16 protein-coding genes are annotated in these 17,081 nt (G+C 72.6%); 4 read left to right on the top strand and 12 right to left on the bottom strand.

The genetic code is table 11. The annotated features are described in order from the left end of the window. Positions 1 to 126: 126 nt before the first annotated feature. The gene (locus ABGB21_RS21305; RefSeq protein ID WP_347657317.1) at positions 127 to 888 is read right to left on the bottom strand and encodes a TetR/AcrR family transcriptional regulator; all 762 of its coding nucleotides are present in this window, start codon (positions 886 to 888) and stop codon (positions 127 to 129) included. A gap of 103 nt (positions 889 to 991) precedes the next feature. On the opposite strand from ABGB21_RS21305, the gene ABGB21_RS21310 reads away from it, so the two are divergent. Next, a complete protein-coding gene (locus tag ABGB21_RS21310; protein WP_347679197.1) occupies positions 992 to 2,512 on the top strand; it encodes an MFS transporter in 1,521 nt (506 codons plus the stop codon). Between the two features lie 102 nt (positions 2,513 to 2,614). On the opposite strand, the gene ABGB21_RS21315 is transcribed toward ABGB21_RS21310, so the two are convergent. Both ABGB21_RS21315 and ABGB21_RS21320 read right to left on the bottom strand, forming a co-directional pair. Further along, a complete protein-coding gene (locus ABGB21_RS21315) occupies positions 2,615 to 3,847 on the bottom strand; it encodes an alpha/beta hydrolase (RefSeq protein WP_347679199.1) in 1,233 nt (410 codons plus the stop codon). 47 nt (positions 3,848 to 3,894) lie between these two features. After that, on the bottom strand, positions 3,895 to 4,275 hold the full coding sequence (locus ABGB21_RS21320; protein WP_347657314.1) for a hypothetical protein: 381 nt from the start codon (positions 4,273 to 4,275) through the stop codon (positions 3,895 to 3,897). Between the two features lie 150 nt (positions 4,276 to 4,425). Here ABGB21_RS21320 and ABGB21_RS21325 point away from each other — a divergent pair, with 150 nt between their 5' ends. Together ABGB21_RS21325 and ABGB21_RS21330 are read left to right on the top strand one after the other, a co-directional pair. Continuing rightward, the gene (locus tag ABGB21_RS21325) at positions 4,426 to 6,231 is read left to right on the top strand and encodes a glycoside hydrolase family 15 protein (RefSeq protein ID WP_347679201.1); all 1,806 of its coding nucleotides are present in this window, start codon (positions 4,426 to 4,428) and stop codon (positions 6,229 to 6,231) included. Next, complete coding sequence (locus ABGB21_RS21330; protein WP_347679203.1) at positions 6,228 to 7,007, top strand: glucose 1-dehydrogenase; 780 nt, start codon at positions 6,228 to 6,230, stop codon at positions 7,005 to 7,007. The genes ABGB21_RS21325 and ABGB21_RS21330 overlap by 4 nt, the downstream gene beginning before the upstream one ends. 50 nt (positions 7,008 to 7,057) lie before the next feature. Here the strand turns inward: ABGB21_RS21330 and ABGB21_RS21335 are convergent, their stop codons facing one another. From ABGB21_RS21335 to ABGB21_RS21370, 8 genes are all read right to left on the bottom strand, one after another. Continuing rightward, positions 7,058 to 7,807, bottom strand: coding sequence for an SDR family oxidoreductase (locus tag ABGB21_RS21335; RefSeq protein ID WP_347657311.1), 750 nt, complete (start codon positions 7,805 to 7,807; stop codon positions 7,058 to 7,060). Positions 7,808 to 7,873: 66 nt separating this feature from the next. Beyond that, complete coding sequence (locus ABGB21_RS21340; RefSeq protein ID WP_347679205.1) at positions 7,874 to 9,550, bottom strand: aldehyde ferredoxin oxidoreductase N-terminal domain-containing protein; 1,677 nt, start codon at positions 9,548 to 9,550, stop codon at positions 7,874 to 7,876. Continuing rightward, the gene (locus ABGB21_RS21345) at positions 9,541 to 10,836 is read right to left on the bottom strand and encodes an L-fuconate dehydratase (RefSeq protein ID WP_347679207.1); all 1,296 of its coding nucleotides are present in this window, start codon (positions 10,834 to 10,836) and stop codon (positions 9,541 to 9,543) included. The genes ABGB21_RS21340 and ABGB21_RS21345 overlap by 10 nt, the downstream gene beginning before the upstream one ends. Next, a complete protein-coding gene (locus ABGB21_RS21350; RefSeq protein WP_347657308.1) occupies positions 10,833 to 11,705 on the bottom strand; it encodes a fumarylacetoacetate hydrolase family protein in 873 nt (290 codons plus the stop codon). Before ABGB21_RS21350 ends, ABGB21_RS21345 begins: the two co-directional genes overlap by 4 nt. After that, positions 11,702 to 12,535, bottom strand: a complete 834-nt coding sequence (locus tag ABGB21_RS21355; protein WP_347679208.1) for an amidohydrolase family protein — start codon at positions 12,533 to 12,535, stop codon at positions 11,702 to 11,704. The genes ABGB21_RS21350 and ABGB21_RS21355 overlap by 4 nt, the downstream gene beginning before the upstream one ends. Beyond that, the gene (locus tag ABGB21_RS21360; protein ID WP_347679209.1) at positions 12,532 to 13,548 is read right to left on the bottom strand and encodes an aldo/keto reductase; all 1,017 of its coding nucleotides are present in this window, start codon (positions 13,546 to 13,548) and stop codon (positions 12,532 to 12,534) included. Before ABGB21_RS21360 ends, ABGB21_RS21355 begins: the two co-directional genes overlap by 4 nt. Then, positions 13,545 to 13,682: a hypothetical protein gene (locus ABGB21_RS21365; protein WP_347657305.1), complete on the bottom strand. Its 138-nt coding sequence runs from the start codon at positions 13,680 to 13,682 to the stop codon at positions 13,545 to 13,547. Before ABGB21_RS21365 ends, ABGB21_RS21360 begins: the two co-directional genes overlap by 4 nt. After that, a complete protein-coding gene (locus tag ABGB21_RS21370; protein WP_347679210.1) occupies positions 13,679 to 14,764 on the bottom strand; it encodes a mandelate racemase/muconate lactonizing enzyme family protein in 1,086 nt (361 codons plus the stop codon). Before ABGB21_RS21370 ends, ABGB21_RS21365 begins: the two co-directional genes overlap by 4 nt. A 175-nt stretch (positions 14,765 to 14,939) precedes the next feature. Here ABGB21_RS21370 and ABGB21_RS21375 point away from each other — a divergent pair, with 175 nt between their 5' ends. Then, entirely contained in the window at positions 14,940 to 15,608 is a 669-nt protein-coding gene (locus ABGB21_RS21375) for a GntR family transcriptional regulator (RefSeq protein ID WP_347679211.1), read from the top strand. Between the two features lie 11 nt (positions 15,609 to 15,619). Here ABGB21_RS21375 and ABGB21_RS21380 read toward each other — a convergent pair whose 3' ends face one another. Next, positions 15,620 to 16,990 (bottom strand): MFS transporter, encoded by a 1,371-nt coding sequence (locus ABGB21_RS21380; protein WP_347657302.1) that lies wholly within the window; start codon positions 16,988 to 16,990, stop codon positions 15,620 to 15,622. Positions 16,991 to 17,081: the final 91 nt, after the last annotated feature.

A 17,081-nucleotide genomic window follows, 5' to 3' on the forward strand; every position in this document is an offset into this window, starting at 1 on the left:
CGGATGCTGTCGTCGATCTTCACGTACAGTGCGGTCAAGAGGGTGTCCAGGTCTTGCGTCACAACATGATCTTGGATGCCCTCTCCTCATGCCTGGACATCGACCCCTGACTTCGGAACTACTCGTCTAGGCGTCGGGAGGGCCCGGATCCCGCCGCTGCCGGGTCAGCCACAGCTCCAGGCCGTCGAGCAGTCGGTCCAGTCCGAAGGTGAAGCCCTCGTCCCAGGACCGTTCCAGGTCCGTCGCGTCGGCACCGAGTCCACGTCGCCACCGGTCGTAGTTCGGGTGGTCGGCGCCGACCCGCTCCAGGTACGGCTCCAGGGTCCGGATCGTCTCGTCGAACGACCGGTCGGGGCCCCCCATGCTGTTCCGCACCGCCGCCGCGGTGGTTGCCGAGCCGATGGCGTGGGCCATCAGCAACGAGCTGACGTGGGCCACCTCCATATCGGCGAAGCCGGCCGCCTCGAGCAGCGCCACCATCCGGTCGCCGACCCGCAGGGCGTTCGGTCCGAGGTTCGGGCGTACCCCGAGCAGGCTGATCACCCAGGGGTGGCGCAGCAGCATGGTACGGAATCCGACGGCGAGGACCGAGGCGCCGACCCGCCAGCCCGTGTCGCCCGCCTCGGGGACGTACACCTCCCCCATCACCTCGTCGACGGCGAGTTCGAGCAGCTCGTCCTTGTTCGCGACGTACCAGTAGACGGAGGTGGCGCCGGCGCCGAGTTTGGTGCCCAGCCGACGCATGCTCAGCCCGCCGGCGCCCTCGCTGTCGAGCAGCTCGATCGCGGCGCGGACGATCTGCTCGCGGCTGAGCGTGGGCTGCTCGCCCCGGCCACGGGGCGGGCGGGTCCAGACCGAGTTGGTGAAGTGGTCCGACTTCGGGGGCATCCGGCGTCCTCTCTACCAGATCAGTCTACCGACCCTCGTACACTGTTCGAGATTCCTGTACGGTGTGCGAGAAAACTCGAACACCGTACGAGCGGAGATCGTCGTGACCACTCCCCACCCCCGTCGATGGTGGATCCTCGGTGTGCTCTGCCTGAGCCTGCTCGTCGTCGTGATCGACAACATGGTGCTCAACATCGCCATCCCGTCGCTGATCCGCGACCTCGGGGCGAGCAGCTCGGACATCCAGTGGATCATCGACTCGTACATCCTGGTCTTCGCCGGCCTGTTGCTCACCGCGGGCAGCCTCTCCGACCGGCACGGACGGCGTCGTGGCCTGGTCATCGGCCTGGTCGCCTTCGGAGGCGCGTCCGGCCTCGCCACGCTCTGCCAGACCCCCGGTCAGCTGATCGCCGCCCGGGGTCTGATGGGGGTCGGTGCCGCGTTCCTGATGCCCGGCACGCTCTCCATCCTGACCACCGTCTTCGACGAGTCCGAACGCAAGAAGGCCATCGCGATCTGGAGTTCCGTGCTGATGCTCGGCGCGCTCGGCGGCCCGACCGTCGGCGGGCTGTTGCTCGAACACTTCTGGTGGGGCTCGGTGTTCCTGATGAACATCCCGATCGCGGTCCTCGGCGTCGTCGCCGCCCTCGTGATCATTCCCGAGTCACGCGGACCGGCCAGCCGGCCCGACGTGCTCGGTGCGCTGCTCTCCACCCTCGGCATGACGGCCCTGGTCTGGGCGGTCATCTCGTCGGCCGGGCACGGGTGGTCCGCGCCCCGCACCATCGGCGGGCTCGTCGCCGCCGCCGTCCTGCTCACCGCGTTCGCGCTCTGGGAGCGCCGGGTCGCCGAGCCGATGCTGCCGATGGCGCTGTTCCGCGACCGCAACTTCGGCGGCGCCAGCCTCTCGATCGTGCTGCTCTCCTTCTCCGCCGGCGGCGTGATGCTCGCGCTCACCCAGTACCTGCAGTTCGTCCTCGGATACGGTCCGATGCGGGCGGGACTGGCGTTCATTCCGATGCTGGTGACCGTGGTCGCGTTCAACGGCATCGGGGTGCTGGTGGACCGACGGTTCGGCGCCCGGACGGCGATCGCCACCGGGCTGCTGCTGATGGCCGCCGGCTTCGGGGTGCTCGCCACCACCGGACCGACCGACGGTTACCTGCGGCTGGCCGTGGCGCTCGTCGTCATCGGCATGGGCAGCGGCCTCACCGGACCGGCCGCGGTCGGCACGCTGCTCGCGGCCCTGCCACCCGAACGCGCCGGCGTCGGCTCCGCGGTCAACGACACCGTGCAGCAGGTCGGCGCGGCGCTCAGCGTCGCCGTGCTGGGCAGCGTACTGACCGCCGCGTACACGGCGGCGATGCCCCGGGACGTCAGCGGGCCGGCCCGGGAGTCGATCGGCGAGGCACTGCGGATCGCCGCCCTCACCGGCGACGGCGACCTGGCCCGGCTGGCCAGGAATGCCTTTGTGGAGGCGATGTCGACCGGCGCGGTCGTCGGTGTGCTGGGCGGCGTCGCCGCCGCGATCGTGGCGGTGGCCGTGCTGCGCCCGAAACCGGCCCCGGCCGCACCGGCGGCACCGGCGGCACCGGCCGAAGAGGACCTGACCGCGGCCCGCTGACCACCGGTCGTCGCGCCCGGAAATGGGTGTGCGGGAGCCGGCACACTGACAGGTTGTCATCCCGGCCTCCCGTCGCTCGCCCCGACCGCCCCGGGGAAATCGTCAGCGGCGGAACTTCCAGTAGGGACCGTTCGGGGCCATCATCGGCACCAGGCCGAACCGCTCCTCCGGTGGCCGGCCGTGCGTGATCAGCGCGTACAGGTCGGCGACCACCGAGCGGTGCTCCAGCACGTACGAGTGGCTGAGGAAGTCGGTGTCCAGGTCGGTGGCGTCGACGGTGTCGACACCCTTCACGACCACCATTCCCGGCCCGGCCTGACCGGCGCGCGGATGCCGAACGAACCGTTGCGCGGCGGCCAGCGCCCGGTCCCGGGCGGAGGTGTAGAGCGTGTAGCGCTCGGCGGTACCGGTGAACCCGGCGACCCGGTCGGCGAAGACCCCGGCGTCGACGTCGGGCGCGGCGAAGACGACGTGCCCGAGCCGACAACTGTCCACGGCGGTCAGCGCCTCGCTGAGGATCCGGTTGCCCATGCTGTGGGCCACCACGTGCACCCGCCCGTCGCCCGCCTCGCCGGCCACCACCCGCAGGAAGGTACGGAAGTGCCGCTGGCTGGCGGCGGCGTTCTCCCCGTCGACGAAGTACGACAGCGTCTCCGCCACCGACGGCCAGCTGTACAGCAGCGGGACGCCGGTGAAGTTGAGGTCGTACGCGAGCTGGGCGGTCCGGCGTACCGCGTCGGGGAAACCGACGTTGTAGCCGTGGACGAACACCAGGAGGTCCGGTCCCGGTGCCCGGGTCCCGAGCCTGGTCAGTACGTCGGTCAGCCCGGTCGTCCCGTCCAGTTCGAGGTGGCTCTCCCGGTCCGGACGGAACCACAGCCGCCAACTGCGTGGCCGCGGCAGTCGGCCCATCCGGTGGTCGTCGGGGATGCCGACCCGGGCCACGCCGTAGCTCAGGTCGTTGGCCCGCTGGCCGCCGTACCGGCGTTCGGCGACCCTGGCCCCGGTGGGCGCGCGGTCGGTGACGTACCCGATCTCGACCTGGCTGTGCCGGATCCGGCGCAACCCTTCGTCGACCTGCGCACCACGTTCGAACAGCGTGTAGAAGAGGAAGTCCCGCTCGCGGTCCACCCGGTCCCGGAACCGGGGAACGCTGTCGAGCAGGGCGAGGAGTCGGGTCTCCGGCAGTGCGACCGCCGCACCGACGGCACCGTCCAGGGCGCGGAGTCCGTCGAGCAGCTCGGGTTCGATCGCCGCCACCTCGGGCGGAACGTCCGTCGGGTCGTCCGGCCAGGCCCGGGCGATGGCGTCGGCCAGCAGCTGGAAATCTTCCATCGTCTCCACCCACCCGTTCGGGAACCGGCTCCCCCGACAGTAGACAATCAGCCGCCGCGCTCGGACGCCTCCCCGGCACGGTCCGGTTCGGGCACCGCGCCCGGATCCACCGGAGGTGGCCGCACGAGGCGCCGGTAGGAGTAACCCTGGACCATCGCGGACACCACACAGCCAGGGACGAACCCGTACTGTGTGGTCAGCACGGCGTAGGTGATCCAGCAGATCTGCACGGCGGCGCCCAGCAGCCAGCCGACGCCGTGGCCCCGGCCCACCGCGTAGAGGGCGGTCACCTGCAGCGCGGTGAGGATCCAGGCCCAGGCGGGCCCCAGTCCGATCCCGTGGTCACGCCGGGTCGCCGCCATCACGGCGGAGAGCGCGGCGGACCCGGCGAAGGCCACGATCACCGCGAAACGCGTAGTCCTGTCCATAAAAACCCACCTCGCGCCGCCTGTCCCATTCTTCCAACGAGCGACCGTCGGCCGACGGCGTCACTGCGGGCGGCGGACCCCACCCGTCAGCGGACCGGACGACCCGGGTCGCCGACCGAATGCCGTCCGCCGATACGGGTAGACCGGGAGGTGGCCAACGACCGGATCGCCGACCACGGGTTGCTCGCCGACGGGCGCAGCGCGGCCCTGGTGGACCGGGACGGATCGGTCAACTGGTGGTCTCCGGAACGGTTCGACGCACCGTCGGTGTTCGCCCGACTGCTCGACCCGGACGGCGGGCACTGGTCACTACGTCCGCACGGGCGGTTCGAGGTGCACCGCGCCTATCTGCCGGGCACGCTGGTGCTGCGCACCGTCTTCCGTACCGGGCAGGGCGAGGTGGCGGTGACCGACGGGCTCGCGCTGGAGCCCGGCGCCCGTGGTCACGAGATCGGGCGACGCTCACCCCGGGCCCTGGTCCGGGTCGTCGAGGGAATCTCCGGCGCCGTACCGATGACCATGTCCTACTGCCCCCGGTTCGAGTACGCCCGGCGGGACGCCTACCTGGTCCCCGAGAACGGTGCGCCGCGGGTCACCGCCGGGCCGACGACGCTGACCCTGACCGGCACCCTGCCGCTGGTCGCGGCCACCGACCAGGTGGCCCTCGACTTCGAGGTCCACGCCGGACAACGGGAGGTCTTCACCCTCGGCTACGCCCCGACGTACGGGACGGCGCCGGCCGTGCCGGACCCGCACCACCCGGACCCGCTCGCGGAGACGGTACGGGGCTGGCGGTCCTGGGCCGACGAGCATCCGTTCCACGGCGACCACGCCGACCTGGTCCAACGGAACGCGCTGGTGCTGCAGGGGCTCACCTACCAACCGAGTGGGGCGGTGGTGGCGGCGGCCACCACGTCACTGCCGGAGGAGTTGGGCGGCGACCGCAACTACGACTACCGCTACGCCTGGCTGCGCGACTTCTGCCTCACCCTCCGGGCGCTCTGGGTCGCCGCCTGCCCGACCGAGGCCGGCCGGCTCTTCGACTGGGTCGCCTCGGCGGTCGGCCGGGTCGGCGCGAGCCGGGTGCCGGTCATGTTCGGTGTCGAGGGCGAACGGGACCTGGACGAGCAGACGATGGAGACACTGCGCGGCTACGCCGACAGCGCGCCGGTCCGGGTGGGGAACCAGGCGTGGCGGCAACGGCAACTCGACGTACCCGGTGAGGTGCTCGACGCGGCCTGGCGGCTACGGGACCATCTCACCCCGATGCCGGACCCGATCCGGGACCTGCTGCGTGACCTCGCCGACCAGGCGGCGGCCGACTGGCGCAAGCCGGACGCCGGGATGTGGGAGGCCCGGGACGCCGAACGCCACTACCTCTCCTCCAAGGTCTACTGCTGGGTGGCGCTGGACCGGGCGGTCCGGTTCGGCGGCCGGCTCGGCGACGCCGACGAGGTGGCCCGCTGGGCCCGGCAGCGCGACGAGGTGCGGGAGGTGATCCTGCGGCAGGGCTGGAACGCCGGCGTCGGCGCCTTCACCGGCGCGTTCGGGTCTGACCGGCTGGACGCCAGCGTCCTGGTCATGCCGATCATCGGTTTCCTGCCCGCCGCCGATCCCCGGATGCGGGCCACCATCGACCTGATCGACCAACGGCTCGGCCACGGCGGACTGGTCCGCCGCTGGGACGGCGACCCGGCCACCTTCCACCTCTGCTCGTTCTGGCTGGTGCAGTGTCTGGCGCTGGCCGGCGAGCGGGACCGCGCCGCGCGCCTGTTCGAGACCGTTGCGAGCCGCGCCAACGACCTGGGGCTCTTCGCCGAACAGCTCGACGCGCACACCGGCGAACAGCTCGGCAACTTCCCGCAGGCGTTCTCACACATCGGCCTGATCCTGGCGGCCTGGCAGCTCAGCACCGCGTCGACCGGCGCGACCTACTCCGAGGAGGGCTTCCCATGACCGGACGGCTCAACGGAATGACCGCACTCATCACCGGATCGGACTCCGGCATCGGACAGGCCACCGCGGTCGAGTTCGGCAAGGAGGGCGCGGACGTGGTGGTGCACTACCTGACCGACCACGACGGCGCCGAGCACACCCAGGAGCAGGTGGTGCGCTCCGGCCGGCGGGCCATCGTCGTACAGGGCGACATCAGCGACGAGCACCAGGTCGGCGCGATGTTCGACGAGGCCCTCGCCGAGTTCGGGGCGCTCGACGTCCTGGTGAACGACGCGGGGGTGGACGCCTCCGGCATCCCGGTGATCGACCTCGATACCGAAACCTGGGACCGGGCGATGCGGGTCAACGTCTACGGGGCGTTCTTCTGCGCGCGGCGGTTCGCCCAGCACCGCCGGGACCAGGGCGGCGACGGCAAGATCATCAACATCACCTCGATCCACCAGGAGGTGGCTCGGGCCGGCGGCTCCGACTACGACGCCAGCAAGGGCGCCCTGCTCAACCTCGCCAAGAGCCTGGCCCTGGAACTCGCCCCGATGCGGATCAACGTCAACAACATCGGACCCGGGATGGTCCTCACCCCGTTCAACCAGAAGGCGATCGACGACCCGAAGTACCTCGAGGAGCAGGTGCAGAGCATCCCGTGGAAGCGGGCCGCCCAACCCGAGGAGATCGGCCGGCTCGCCGTCTTCCTGGCCAGCCACGACGCCGACTACGTCACCGGATCGACGTACTTCATGGACGGTGGCCTGATGCAGAACCAGGGCCAGGGCGCCTGACCGGCCGGGCGGCCGGGTGGTGGACCACCCGGCCGATCCCGGCCCGTCCGTCAGACCCGGGGCAGGCGCAGCCCGTGCATGCCGCCGTCGACGGCGAGCGAGGTGCCGGTGGTCGCCCCCGCGGCCGGACTCGCCAGGTACGCCACCGCGGCCGCGACCTCCTCGGCGCTGACCAGCCGTCCGGTGGGCTGCCGGGCGGCGAGCCGCCGCTTCTCCGCCGCCGGATCGGCCGCCCGGGCCAGCAGCCGGGCCACCCACGGGGTGTCCACGGTGCCCGGTGCCACGCTGTTCACCCGGATGCCCTCGCCCACCAGGTCGGCGGCCATCGCCCGGGTGAGCGAGTGCACCGCGCCCTTGGAGGCCGAGTAGAGGGCCCGCTGCACCAGCCCGGCGGTGGCCGCGATCGAGGAGATGTTCACGATCGCCGCCCGGGCGCTGCGCCGCAGGTACGGCAGCGCGGCCGCGGTGGTCCGGACCACCCCGACGACGTTGACGTCGAGCACCCGGTGCCACTCCGCCTCGTCGTTCGCCTCGACGCCGCCGACCGCGCTGATCCCGGCGTTGTTGACCAGGATGTCGATGCCGCCGAACGTCTCGGCGACCCGGGCCATCGCCGCGTCCAGCGACGACCGGTCGGCGACGTCGGCGACCACCCCGAGCGTGTCACCGCCCTGCTCCCCCGGGTCGAGGTCGAGCACCCCGACCTCGCCGCCACCGGCGGTGAACGCCGCCACGCAGGCCGCGCCGATGCCGGAGCCTCCACCGGTCACCACGGCCACCAGGCCGTCGAAGTCACCCATGCCCCACCTCACTTCATTTCCGTCGCCCACGCCGGATCGGCCGGGCACCCCACACGTCCGGACCGGTCAGGCCCGATCCGTGAAGCCGAGTTCGTCCTGCAGCCGGGCCACCGCCGCTCCGAAGGCGGTCCGGTCCAGCACCGCTCCGGCGTACCGGCCGGCCGCGACCGGCTCGGTGAAGAACCGGTCGGGCAGGGTGTCCGCGTCCAGCCCGAGACCGACCCGGCGGTTCACCGCCCGCTGCAGGCGCAGCCGTCGCGCGCCGAGCGCCAGCACGTCGGGTCGTACGCCGGTCACCGCCCGCACCAGCTCCTCGACCCGGTCCAGGGTCAACGGCCGGGTCGGGGTGGCCGCGTACGGGCAGATCCCGAGCGCGTCCAGCCCACTCCAGAGCCGCATCAACTGGGCGGTACGGGTCACGTCGAGTTCGCCGCGCGGCCGCGGTGCCCGTACGCCGAGCCGGGCGAGTTCGGGATAGCTGTGCGGCAGTCCCTGCTCCGGGTCGAAGTCGAGATCGTGTTCGATGATGTCGTAGCGGGGCCCGATCGGCGCCACCGCGTAACCGAGGCCGAGGTTCGGCTGCACCCGGGGGTCGAACGGCGGCAGCTCGATCCCCTTGCTGGTCATCGCCGAGCCCGGGGCGACCCGGGCGGCGCCCTCGCCGAGCGGGTCCGCGCCGGCGCCGATCCGCTCGACCGTCGCCGCGACCTCGCTGGCAGGGGTGCCGACCGCGGCGAGGGTGCCACCGAGTGACACCGGGTCCAGCCCGAGCTGCAGGCAGCGGGCGTGCACCGGCCACGGGTCGGCCAGGCCGAGGTTCGGCCCGAGCATCGCCAGCGCCTCCTGGTGCAGCCCGGCGCCGGCGAAGACCTTGATGCAGTCGGTGGGGCAGCCGGGACAGGCCGCGACCCGCTCCACCGGCGGCGCCACCCCGATCCCGCCCGCCGTCCGGGTGTCGGCGAAGTTGGCGACCGGGGCGTACCCGGGGTCGCCGGTCCAGACCCCGAAGCCGGGTGTGCCGTGCTGCCACGCAGTCAGCGGGTTGTCCGACTGGGCCGAGGCGTACCAGGCGCCGATCCGGGCCAGCGCCGCCGGGTCGGCGACCCGCGGCGGCGTACCGGGCCGGCAGACCACCGCCTTGACCCGTTTGCCGCCGAGCACGGCGCCGAGACCGAGCCGGGGCAGCGGATGGTCCCGGCAGGTGACGATCGAGGCGTACCTGACCCCGTGTTCACCGGCCGGGCCGATGACCGCGACCGCCGCGTCCGGGCCGTACCGGTCCAGCAGCGCGTCCGTGGCGGGGCCGGTCTCCAGCCCCCAGATCCGGTCCGCCGGCTCGAGCCGGGCCCGGCCGGCCTCGACCACCACCACGGACGGCCCGGCGGCCCGGCCCTGCAGCACCACCCCGGTGACCCCGGCGGCCCGCAGTCCGGCCCCGAACGGACCCTCGGCCCGGGTCTCGGCGACGCCGCCGGAGAGCGGGGAGAGCCCGATCGCGGCACAGCGGGCCAACCCAGGGCCGGGCGTACCGGCGACGGAGCCGGCGACCAGTGCGACAGGCGCGTCGGCCGGCTCGGTCGGGCCGGTCACCGCGTCGTGCAGGACCCGCAACGCGGCGACCGGCCCACCGAGGTCGTCGTCGGCCGAAGCGACGCCGGCAGACCCGCCGGCGCCGTGCCGCCCGACCGTGCCGGCTGGTGAAGCCGGGGGCCCGGCGCCGAGGTCGACGTGGATCAGGACCACGCGGGCCCGTCCGGGTAGCGGTACTCGGCCAGCGTCTCCGGCCGCATCCGGGCCGAGAAGCCGGGTGCGGTCGGCGCCCGGTACGCCCCGTCCACGATCACCACCGGGTCGACGAAGTGCTCGTGCAGGTGGTCGACGTACTCGATGGTGCGGTTCTCCAGCGAGCCGGAGACCGCCGCGTAGTCGAACATGGACAGGTGCTGGACCAGCTCGCAGAGGCCGACACCGCCGGCGTGCGGGCAGACCGGTACGCCGTACTTCGCGGCCAGCAGCAGGATCGCGATGTTCTCGTTGACCCCGGCCACCCGGCACGCGTCGATCTGGACCACGTCGACCGCCTCGGCCTGCAGCAGCTGCTTGAAAACGATCCGGTTCTGCACGTGTTCGCCGGTGGCGACCCGGATCGGTCGGCCGCCCGGGGCGGCGCCGGCCAGCGCGCGCCGGATCGCGGCGTGTCCGAGCACGTCGTCCGGGCTGGTCGGCTCCTCGATCCACCACGGGTCGTACGGCGCCAGCGCGGTCATCCACTCGACCGCTTCGGCGATGTCCCACCGCTGGTTGGCGTCGACCGCGATCCGGATCGCCGGTCCGACCGTCTGGCGGGCCAGGGCCAGTCGGCGCACGTCGTCGGCCAGGTCGGCGCCGACCTTGAGTTTGATCTGCCGGTAGCCGTCCGCGACCGCCTCCCTGGCGAGCCGGACGAGCTTGTTGTCGTCGTACCCGAGCCAGCCCGGCGACGTGGTGTACGCCGGGTAGCCGGTCCGCTCGAGCTCGGCGATCCGCTGCTCGCGGCCGGGGCGGGCCGCCTCCAGCAGTTCCAGCGCCTCGGCCGGGGTGAGCGCGTCGGTCAGGTAGCGCCAGTCCACCAGGTCGACGATCTGCCGCGGCTCCAGGTCGGCGAGCAGCCGCCACACCGGTTTGCCGGCGACCCGGGCGGCCAGGTCCCAGGCGGCGTTGACCACGGCCGCGGTGGCCAGGTGGATGACCCCCTTCTCCGGGCCGAGCCAGCGCAGCTGCGAGTCGGCGGTGAGCCGGCGGGCGAACTCGCCGAGGTCGTCGACGTCCCGCCCGACGACCAGCGGGGCGAGCGCCTCGATCGCCGCCCGGCAGACCTCGTTGCCCCGGCCGATGGTGAAGGTGAAGCCCTGCCCCTCCGTCCCCTCGTCGGTACGCAGTACCAGGTAGGCGGCCGAGTAGTCCGGGTCGGGGTTCATCGCGTCGGAGCCGTCCAGCTCCCGCGAGGTGGGGAAACGGATGTCGTACGTGTCGAGCCCGGTGACCTTCACTCGGCGGCCCGCACGACGGAACGCTGCCGGCCGAGGCCGTCGATCTCGAGTTCGACCACGTCGCCGTCGACCAGGTACGGGTACCGGCCGGAGAGGGCGACGCCCTGCGGCGTACCGGTGTTGATCAGGTCGCCCGGTTCGAGCACGGTGTACTGCGACAGGTACCAGACCAGGTACGCCACGTCGAAGATCATGTCCGCCGTGCTGGAGTCCTGCCGGGGTTCGCCGTTGACCCACAGTCGCAGCCCGAGCTGTCCCGGGTCGCCGACCTCGTCCGGGGTGACCAGCCACGGCCCGAGCGGGTTGAACGTCTCGCAGGACTTGCCCTTGGACCACTGGCCGCCGGAGACCTCCAGCTGGAACTCCCGCTCGGAGACGTCGTTGGCGACCGCGTACCCGGCGACGTGCGCCAGCGCCACCTCCGGCGACTCCAGATAGCGGGCGGTACGGCCGATCACCACGGCCAGTTCCACCTCCCAGTCGGTCTTGGTCGACCCGCGCGGGACGAGCACGTCGTCGTACGGGCCGACCACCGTGTTCGGCGCCTTGTAGAAGATGACCGGGGAGGTCGGCGGCTGCGCCCCCGACTCGGCGGCGTGCGCGGCGTAGTTGAGCCCGACACAGAGCACCACCCCCGGCCGGGCGATCGGGGCGCCGATCCGCTGCCCGGTGATGTCGAGCCCGGGCAGCCCGGCCACCAGGTCGGCGGCACCGGCGTCCGGCGCCATGCCGCGTACCCCCGCCAGGCCGCCCGCCGCGAGGAAGGCGCCGTCGATGTCCCGGGTGACGCCGGAGAGGTCGTGGTACCGACCGTCCACCTGGGCCACCGGACGCTCCGCTCCGGCCGGACCCACCCGCAGGTACCTCATTCGATCTCCAATTGATAGGTGCGGACAGCTGTGCTGTGGAAGATGTCGTCGGGCGTGCCGCCGAGAACGGTCGCGATCGCGGCGAGAACCTCGACGTAGGAGGCGGCGACCTCGCAGACCGGCCAGTCCGAGCCGAACATCAGCCGGTCGGGGCCGAAGAGTTCGACCGCGGTCGCCACGAACGGACGCAGGTCCGCGACGGTCCAGGTGGCCCGGTCCGCCTCGGCGACCAGGCCGGAGAGCTTCGCCACCACGTTGGGCAGGGCGGCGACCGGGGTGACCAGCTCACGCCACCGGGCCAGCCCGTCGGCGCCGGCCCGGACCCGCGGTTTGCCGAGGTGGTCGAGGACGAACCGGCTCTCCGGCAGCGCGTCGGCGGCCCGGGCCACCGACGGCAGCTGCTCGGCCCGGACCACCAGCTCGTTGACAAGGCCGGCGGCCGCCACGGTACGCAGTCCGGCCCGGACGTCCGGCCGGTCGAGGTGGTCGTCGGGCTGGCCCTGGACCTGGTCCCGAATGCCGACCAGCAGGTGACCGCCGACACCCGTCCGGTGTCCGGCGACCACCTCGGCCAGCGCCGGATCGGTGAGCGCCGCCCAGCCGACCACGCCGGCGATCTCCGGGGTCTGCGCCGCGATCGCCAGGAACTCCGTGGTCTCGGCCGCCTCGCAGCGGCCGGCCTCGACCAGTACGGTGCGGTCCACTCCCGCCGCCCGCAGGTTGGTGCGCAGCTCCCCGACGCCGTAGTCGCGCCGGATCCGGGCCAGTGCCGGGTCGGCCAGCCAGGCGTAGTCGGTGGTCCAGAGGTGCTGGTGCGCGTCGATGATCACGGCAGCGGTGCCTCCTCCGGCAGCAGGCCCGCCCGACGCAGGTCCCGCCAGAGCTGTCCGGGGATCTCGTGGCCGAACATCGTCACGGCGTCGGCCACCTCCTCGGGTGAGCGGACGCCGACCAGCACCGTCGCCACCGCCGGGTGGGCGAGCGGGAACTGCACCGCGGCGGCCCGCAGCGGCACGTCGTACCGGGCGCAGACCGCGGCGATCGCCCGGGCCCGGGCGAGCAGCGGCTCCGGCGCGGGCAGGTAGTCGTAGGTGGCGCCGGGCCTCGGGTCGGCGAGTAGCCCGGAGTTGTAGACCCCGGCGGCGATCACCGAGACCCCGCGCTCGCTGGCCAGCGGCAGCAGCTCGGCGAGGCCGGACTGGTCCAGCAATGTGTAGCGGCCGGCGAGCAGCACACTGTCGAGGTGCCCGGTCCGGACGAGGTCGGCCAGCATCTCCGCCTGGTTCATCCCGACCGAGACGGCGCCGATCCGGCCCTGGTCCCGCAGTCGGACCAGGGCCGGCAGCGCTTCGGCGACCGCCGGCCCGTAGTGCTCGTCGGGGTCGTGGACGTGCAGCACGTCCGCCCGGTCCAGGCCGAGCCGGTCGAGGCTGTCGGCGTACGACCGCAGCACCCCGTCGGCGGTGAAGTCCCAGACCGGTCCGGTGTCGCCCGCCTCGGCCCAGATGGTGCTGTTGTGGTCGACCGCCGCACCGCTGCCGGCCTCGGGCGGGCCGGGGTCGGCGGACGGCCGCAGCACCCGGCCGACCTTGGTGGAGAGGGTGAACTCGTCGCGGGGCTTACCGGACAGCACCCGCCCGGTGCGACGCTCGGAGAGCCCGCTGCCATAGAGCGGGGCGGTGTCGAAGTAGCGCAGCCCCTCGTCCCAGGCCCGTTCCAGGGTGGCGTACGCCTGCTCGTCGCCGACCCGGCGGTACAGGCCGCCGAGCGGTGCCAGCCCGAGCCCGAGCCGGGTCACCTCGACCCCGGTGTCGCCGAGTCGGGTCCGGTCGGTGTGTCTCATCCTGCTCCGTCCTCCCCCGCCGGGTCCGGCCCGGCGTGGATCGGCCGGATGACCGCCTGGCTCATCCGGCCGTGGTCGTCGGTGAATTCGCCGCGTGGCGTGACGTCCGGCACCGAGCTCCGGTCGGCCCTCACCGGACCCTCCGGTCGTCGATCGCGTCCCGGTCCCAGTCGATGCCGAGCCCGGGGGTCTCCGGTGCCACCGCCTCGCCGTCGACGATCCGGATCTCCTGGCGGGTGATCGCCCGTAGTTGTGGGATGTGTTCCAGGTAGCGGCTGTTGGGCACCGCGCAGCAGAGGCTGACGTGCAGTTCCATCAGGAAGTGCGGGCAGACTGGTACGTGGTACGCCTCGGCCAGGTGCGCGACCTTCAGCCAGGGGGTGATACCGCCGATCCGGGCCACGTCGACCTGGACGATGCCGGCGGCCTGGCGGTGCAGGTACTCCCGGAACTGGGTGACGGAGTACAGCGACTCCCCCACCGCGACCGGGATGGTGGTGGCCGCGGCGAGTGCCTGGTGCCCGGCCACGTCGTCGGCGGGCAGCGGCTCCTCGAACCAGTACGGGTCGGACGGTTCGAGCAGCCGGGCCCGGCGGGCCGCCTCGGCCCCGGTGAGCGACTGGTTGGCGTCGAGCATCAGGTCGAAGTCGGGTCCGACGGCGGCCCGGACGGCGGCCAGCCGATCCGCGTCCTGCACCGGTGACCGGCCGATCTTCAGCTTGACGCCACGCCACCCGGCGGCCTGGCTGCGCGTGGCACCGGCGACCAGTTCGTCGGTGCCGAGGTGCAGCCAGCCGCCCTCGGTGTCGTAGAGCGGAATCCGGTCCCTGGCGCCACCGGCGAGGCGCCACAGCGGCTGGCCGGCGGCCCGGCACCGCCAGTCCCACAGCGCCGTGTCGACGGCGGCCAGCGCCAACGACGTGATCGCGCCGACGGTGGTGGCGCGGGTGGCGGCGAACAGGTCCTGCCACACCGCCTCGACCCGCTGCGGGTCCGCACCGACCAGCCGGGGCAGCAGGTAGTCGCGCAGCATCGCGAGCACCGCCGTACCGCCGGTGCCGATGGTGTACGAGTAGCCGGTACCGCCACCACCGTCGTCGGTGCCGATCTCGACGAAGACGGTCTCCTGTTTGAGGAACGACTGGACCGCGTCGGTCCGTACCGTCTCGACCGCCAGGTCGACCAGGTACGCCTCGGCGTGGGTGATCGTGGGCAACACGGCTCCTTCACCGGCGGTGTCGGTCGTGGTCAGGCTGTCGGTCGTGGTCAGGTACGTGGAGTACTCGCCAGCCGATCGTAGATCCTATAGGATCTTCCAGAATGTGTACCCCCTCGTCGGCACCGCGTCAAGACTCGGCCGGCGGGCACGCACCACGCCGGAAGGAGGATCGTTGACCAGCCGTGAACCCGTCCCGCTCCGGCGCTCCACGCTCGGCGACGACGTCTACGAGACGCTGAAGAGCCTGGTCCTGGAGCACACCCTGGCCCCCGGCGACCGGATCAACATCGACGCGCTCGCCCGGGAACTGGCCGTCTCACCGACCCCGGTCCGCGAGGCGCTGGCCCGGCTGGAGTCCGACGGACTGGTCCGCAAACGCCCGCTCGCCGGCTACACCGTCAGCCCGCTGCTGACCCGGGACGAGTTCTTCCAGATGTTCGAGATGCGACTGCTGCTCGAGTGCGCGGGCAGCCGGTTCGCCGCCGAACGGGCCAGCGACGCGCAGCGCGCCTCGATCACCGCCGAGGCCGCCACCCCGACCCCGCCCGAGACCGACGGCCCGGACGGCTGGCACGCCGCCTTCACCGCCCTCGACGCCCGCTTCCACGGCCTGATCGCCGAGGCGTCCGGCAATCCCCTGCTCCGCGACGGCCTCGACCGGCTTCACGTCCACCTGCACCTGCACCGCCGCTACTTCCCGTACGGGCAGACCGGCACCACCCGCGACGAGCACCAGCGCGTCGCGGCGGCGATCGCGGCCGGCGAACCGGACCGGGCAGAGGCGGCGATGCGCGACCACCTGCTCCGGGCCCGGGAACGGCACCTGCCCGCCTTCGGGTGACCCGCCGGCGCTCACCCCACCTCGACCGGCGCCGGTACGGCCGCCGGCCGACTCAGGTACCGGCGACTCAGCCGCCGGTACGGCCGGCTGGCGAGGGCCAGCCCGGTCGCGGCCAGACCGACGACCCCGGTCAGTACGAAGACCAGCGCGAGACCCCGCTCGGCGCCGGTGCCGAACCACCCGCCGATGGTCCGGGCGCCGACCCCGTCGGTCATCGTCGGGATGAAGACGAACTGGGCGAGCGGCGAGATGAGGAACGCGGTCAACGGTGAGGCGGCCTGTTCGACACTCTGGGCGAAGCCGAAGACCCGCCCCTGCCGCTCGTACGGCACCACCTTCTGCAGGATCGTCTGCTCAGCCGCCTCCGCGTACGGCACCAGGAGCATGTACGCGTACAGGCCGGCGGTGAGCAGGACGATCGAGGAGCGCAGCGGGAACAGCAGGGTGACCGTCCAGAGCGCGAGGTTGACCAGCAGCAGCAGGCGTACCGGGTTGCGACTCAGGCCGGTACGGGCGACGAGCAGCCCGCCGACAATGAAACCGGTACTCAGCAACCCCCAGAGCAGTCCCCACGCCTGGACCGACATCAACGACAGTCCGTAGGCGTCCAGCAGCGCCATGAAGACACCACCGAGGAAGTTGTTGAACGCGGCGAAGAGGATCAACGCCCGCAGCCCCGGCACCTCGGCGACCACCCGGACGGTGCCGCGCAGGTCGACGCGGCGCTTCGGTGGGTTCGCCGGCTCCCCCGCCGGTCCGCCGACCGGCTCCGGTGCCCGCTCCGGCACCGGCACCAGGGCCAGGTGCAGGAGACCGACCGTGAGCACCACCAGCGCCAGGACCAGCACCCAGAGCATGCCGCCGACCGCCACCAGCACGCCACTGATCACCGAGGTGACCAGGAAGCCGACCCCGGAGGTACTGCCGACGAGCCCGTTGGCCCGGTCCCGCCCCTCCTCGGCGATCAGCACGGTGACCAGGGTCGGCAGCGCGATGGTCCGGACGTTGCCGGCGATGACCCCGCACATCAGCAGCACGATGAGCGTCCAGAGCCCGACGCTGGTCGGGTCGGTGAACGACCGGTCCGGCACGACCAGGTAGACGGCGAGGGCTGCGGCGTACAGGGCGAGCGACACCACCGCCGACACCTGCATCACCGTCTTCTTCGGGAAGTGGTCGACGAGGCTGCCGAACCAGATCCCGGTCAACGCCGTCATCACCAGGAAGATCCCGGAGATCACGCCGGTGGCGAAGACCGACCGGGTCTGCAGGTAGACGTAGAAGGTGATCGCGAACCAGACGGTGTAGTTGGTGACCGACACCAGCAGCGTGTTGCCGAGCAACTGGTAGAAGGTCCGGCGGTCCCCCGGAATCCGACTCATGACCCCTGACCGTACGGGCTCGACCGTGGTTGAGGTCCACCTCCGCCGACACCACGCCGGTCCCGGTCCACTGCCCGGTCCCCGGCGACGC

This window comes from Plantactinospora sp. B24E8 (assembly GCF_039871735.1).
In the GTDB taxonomy this organism is placed as follows: Bacteria; Actinomycetota; Actinomycetes; order Mycobacteriales; family Micromonosporaceae; genus Plantactinospora.

Bases quoted from the DNA above. Each gene is read 5' to 3' on its own strand.
- ABGB21_RS21305 (WP_347657317.1), bottom strand. From the start codon at position 888: ATGCCCCCGAAGTCGGACCACTTCACCAACTCGGTCTGGACCCGCCCG.
- ABGB21_RS21315 (WP_347679199.1), bottom strand. From the start codon at position 3,847: ATGGAAGATTTCCAGCTGCTGGCCGACGCCATCGCCCGGGCCTGGCCG.
- ABGB21_RS21320 (WP_347657314.1), bottom strand. From the start codon at position 4,275: ATGGACAGGACTACGCGTTTCGCGGTGATCGTGGCCTTCGCCGGGTCC.
- ABGB21_RS21330 (WP_347679203.1), top strand. From the start codon at position 6,228: ATGACCGGACGGCTCAACGGAATGACCGCACTCATCACCGGATCGGAC.
- ABGB21_RS21335 (WP_347657311.1), bottom strand. From the start codon at position 7,807: ATGGGTGACTTCGACGGCCTGGTGGCCGTGGTGACCGGTGGAGGCTCC.
- ABGB21_RS21350 (WP_347657308.1), bottom strand. From the start codon at position 11,705: ATGAGGTACCTGCGGGTGGGTCCGGCCGGAGCGGAGCGTCCGGTGGCC.
- ABGB21_RS21360 (WP_347679209.1), bottom strand. From the start codon at position 13,548: ATGAGACACACCGACCGGACCCGACTCGGCGACACCGGGGTCGAGGTG.
- ABGB21_RS21380 (WP_347657302.1), bottom strand. From the start codon at position 16,990: ATGAGTCGGATTCCGGGGGACCGCCGGACCTTCTACCAGTTGCTCGGC.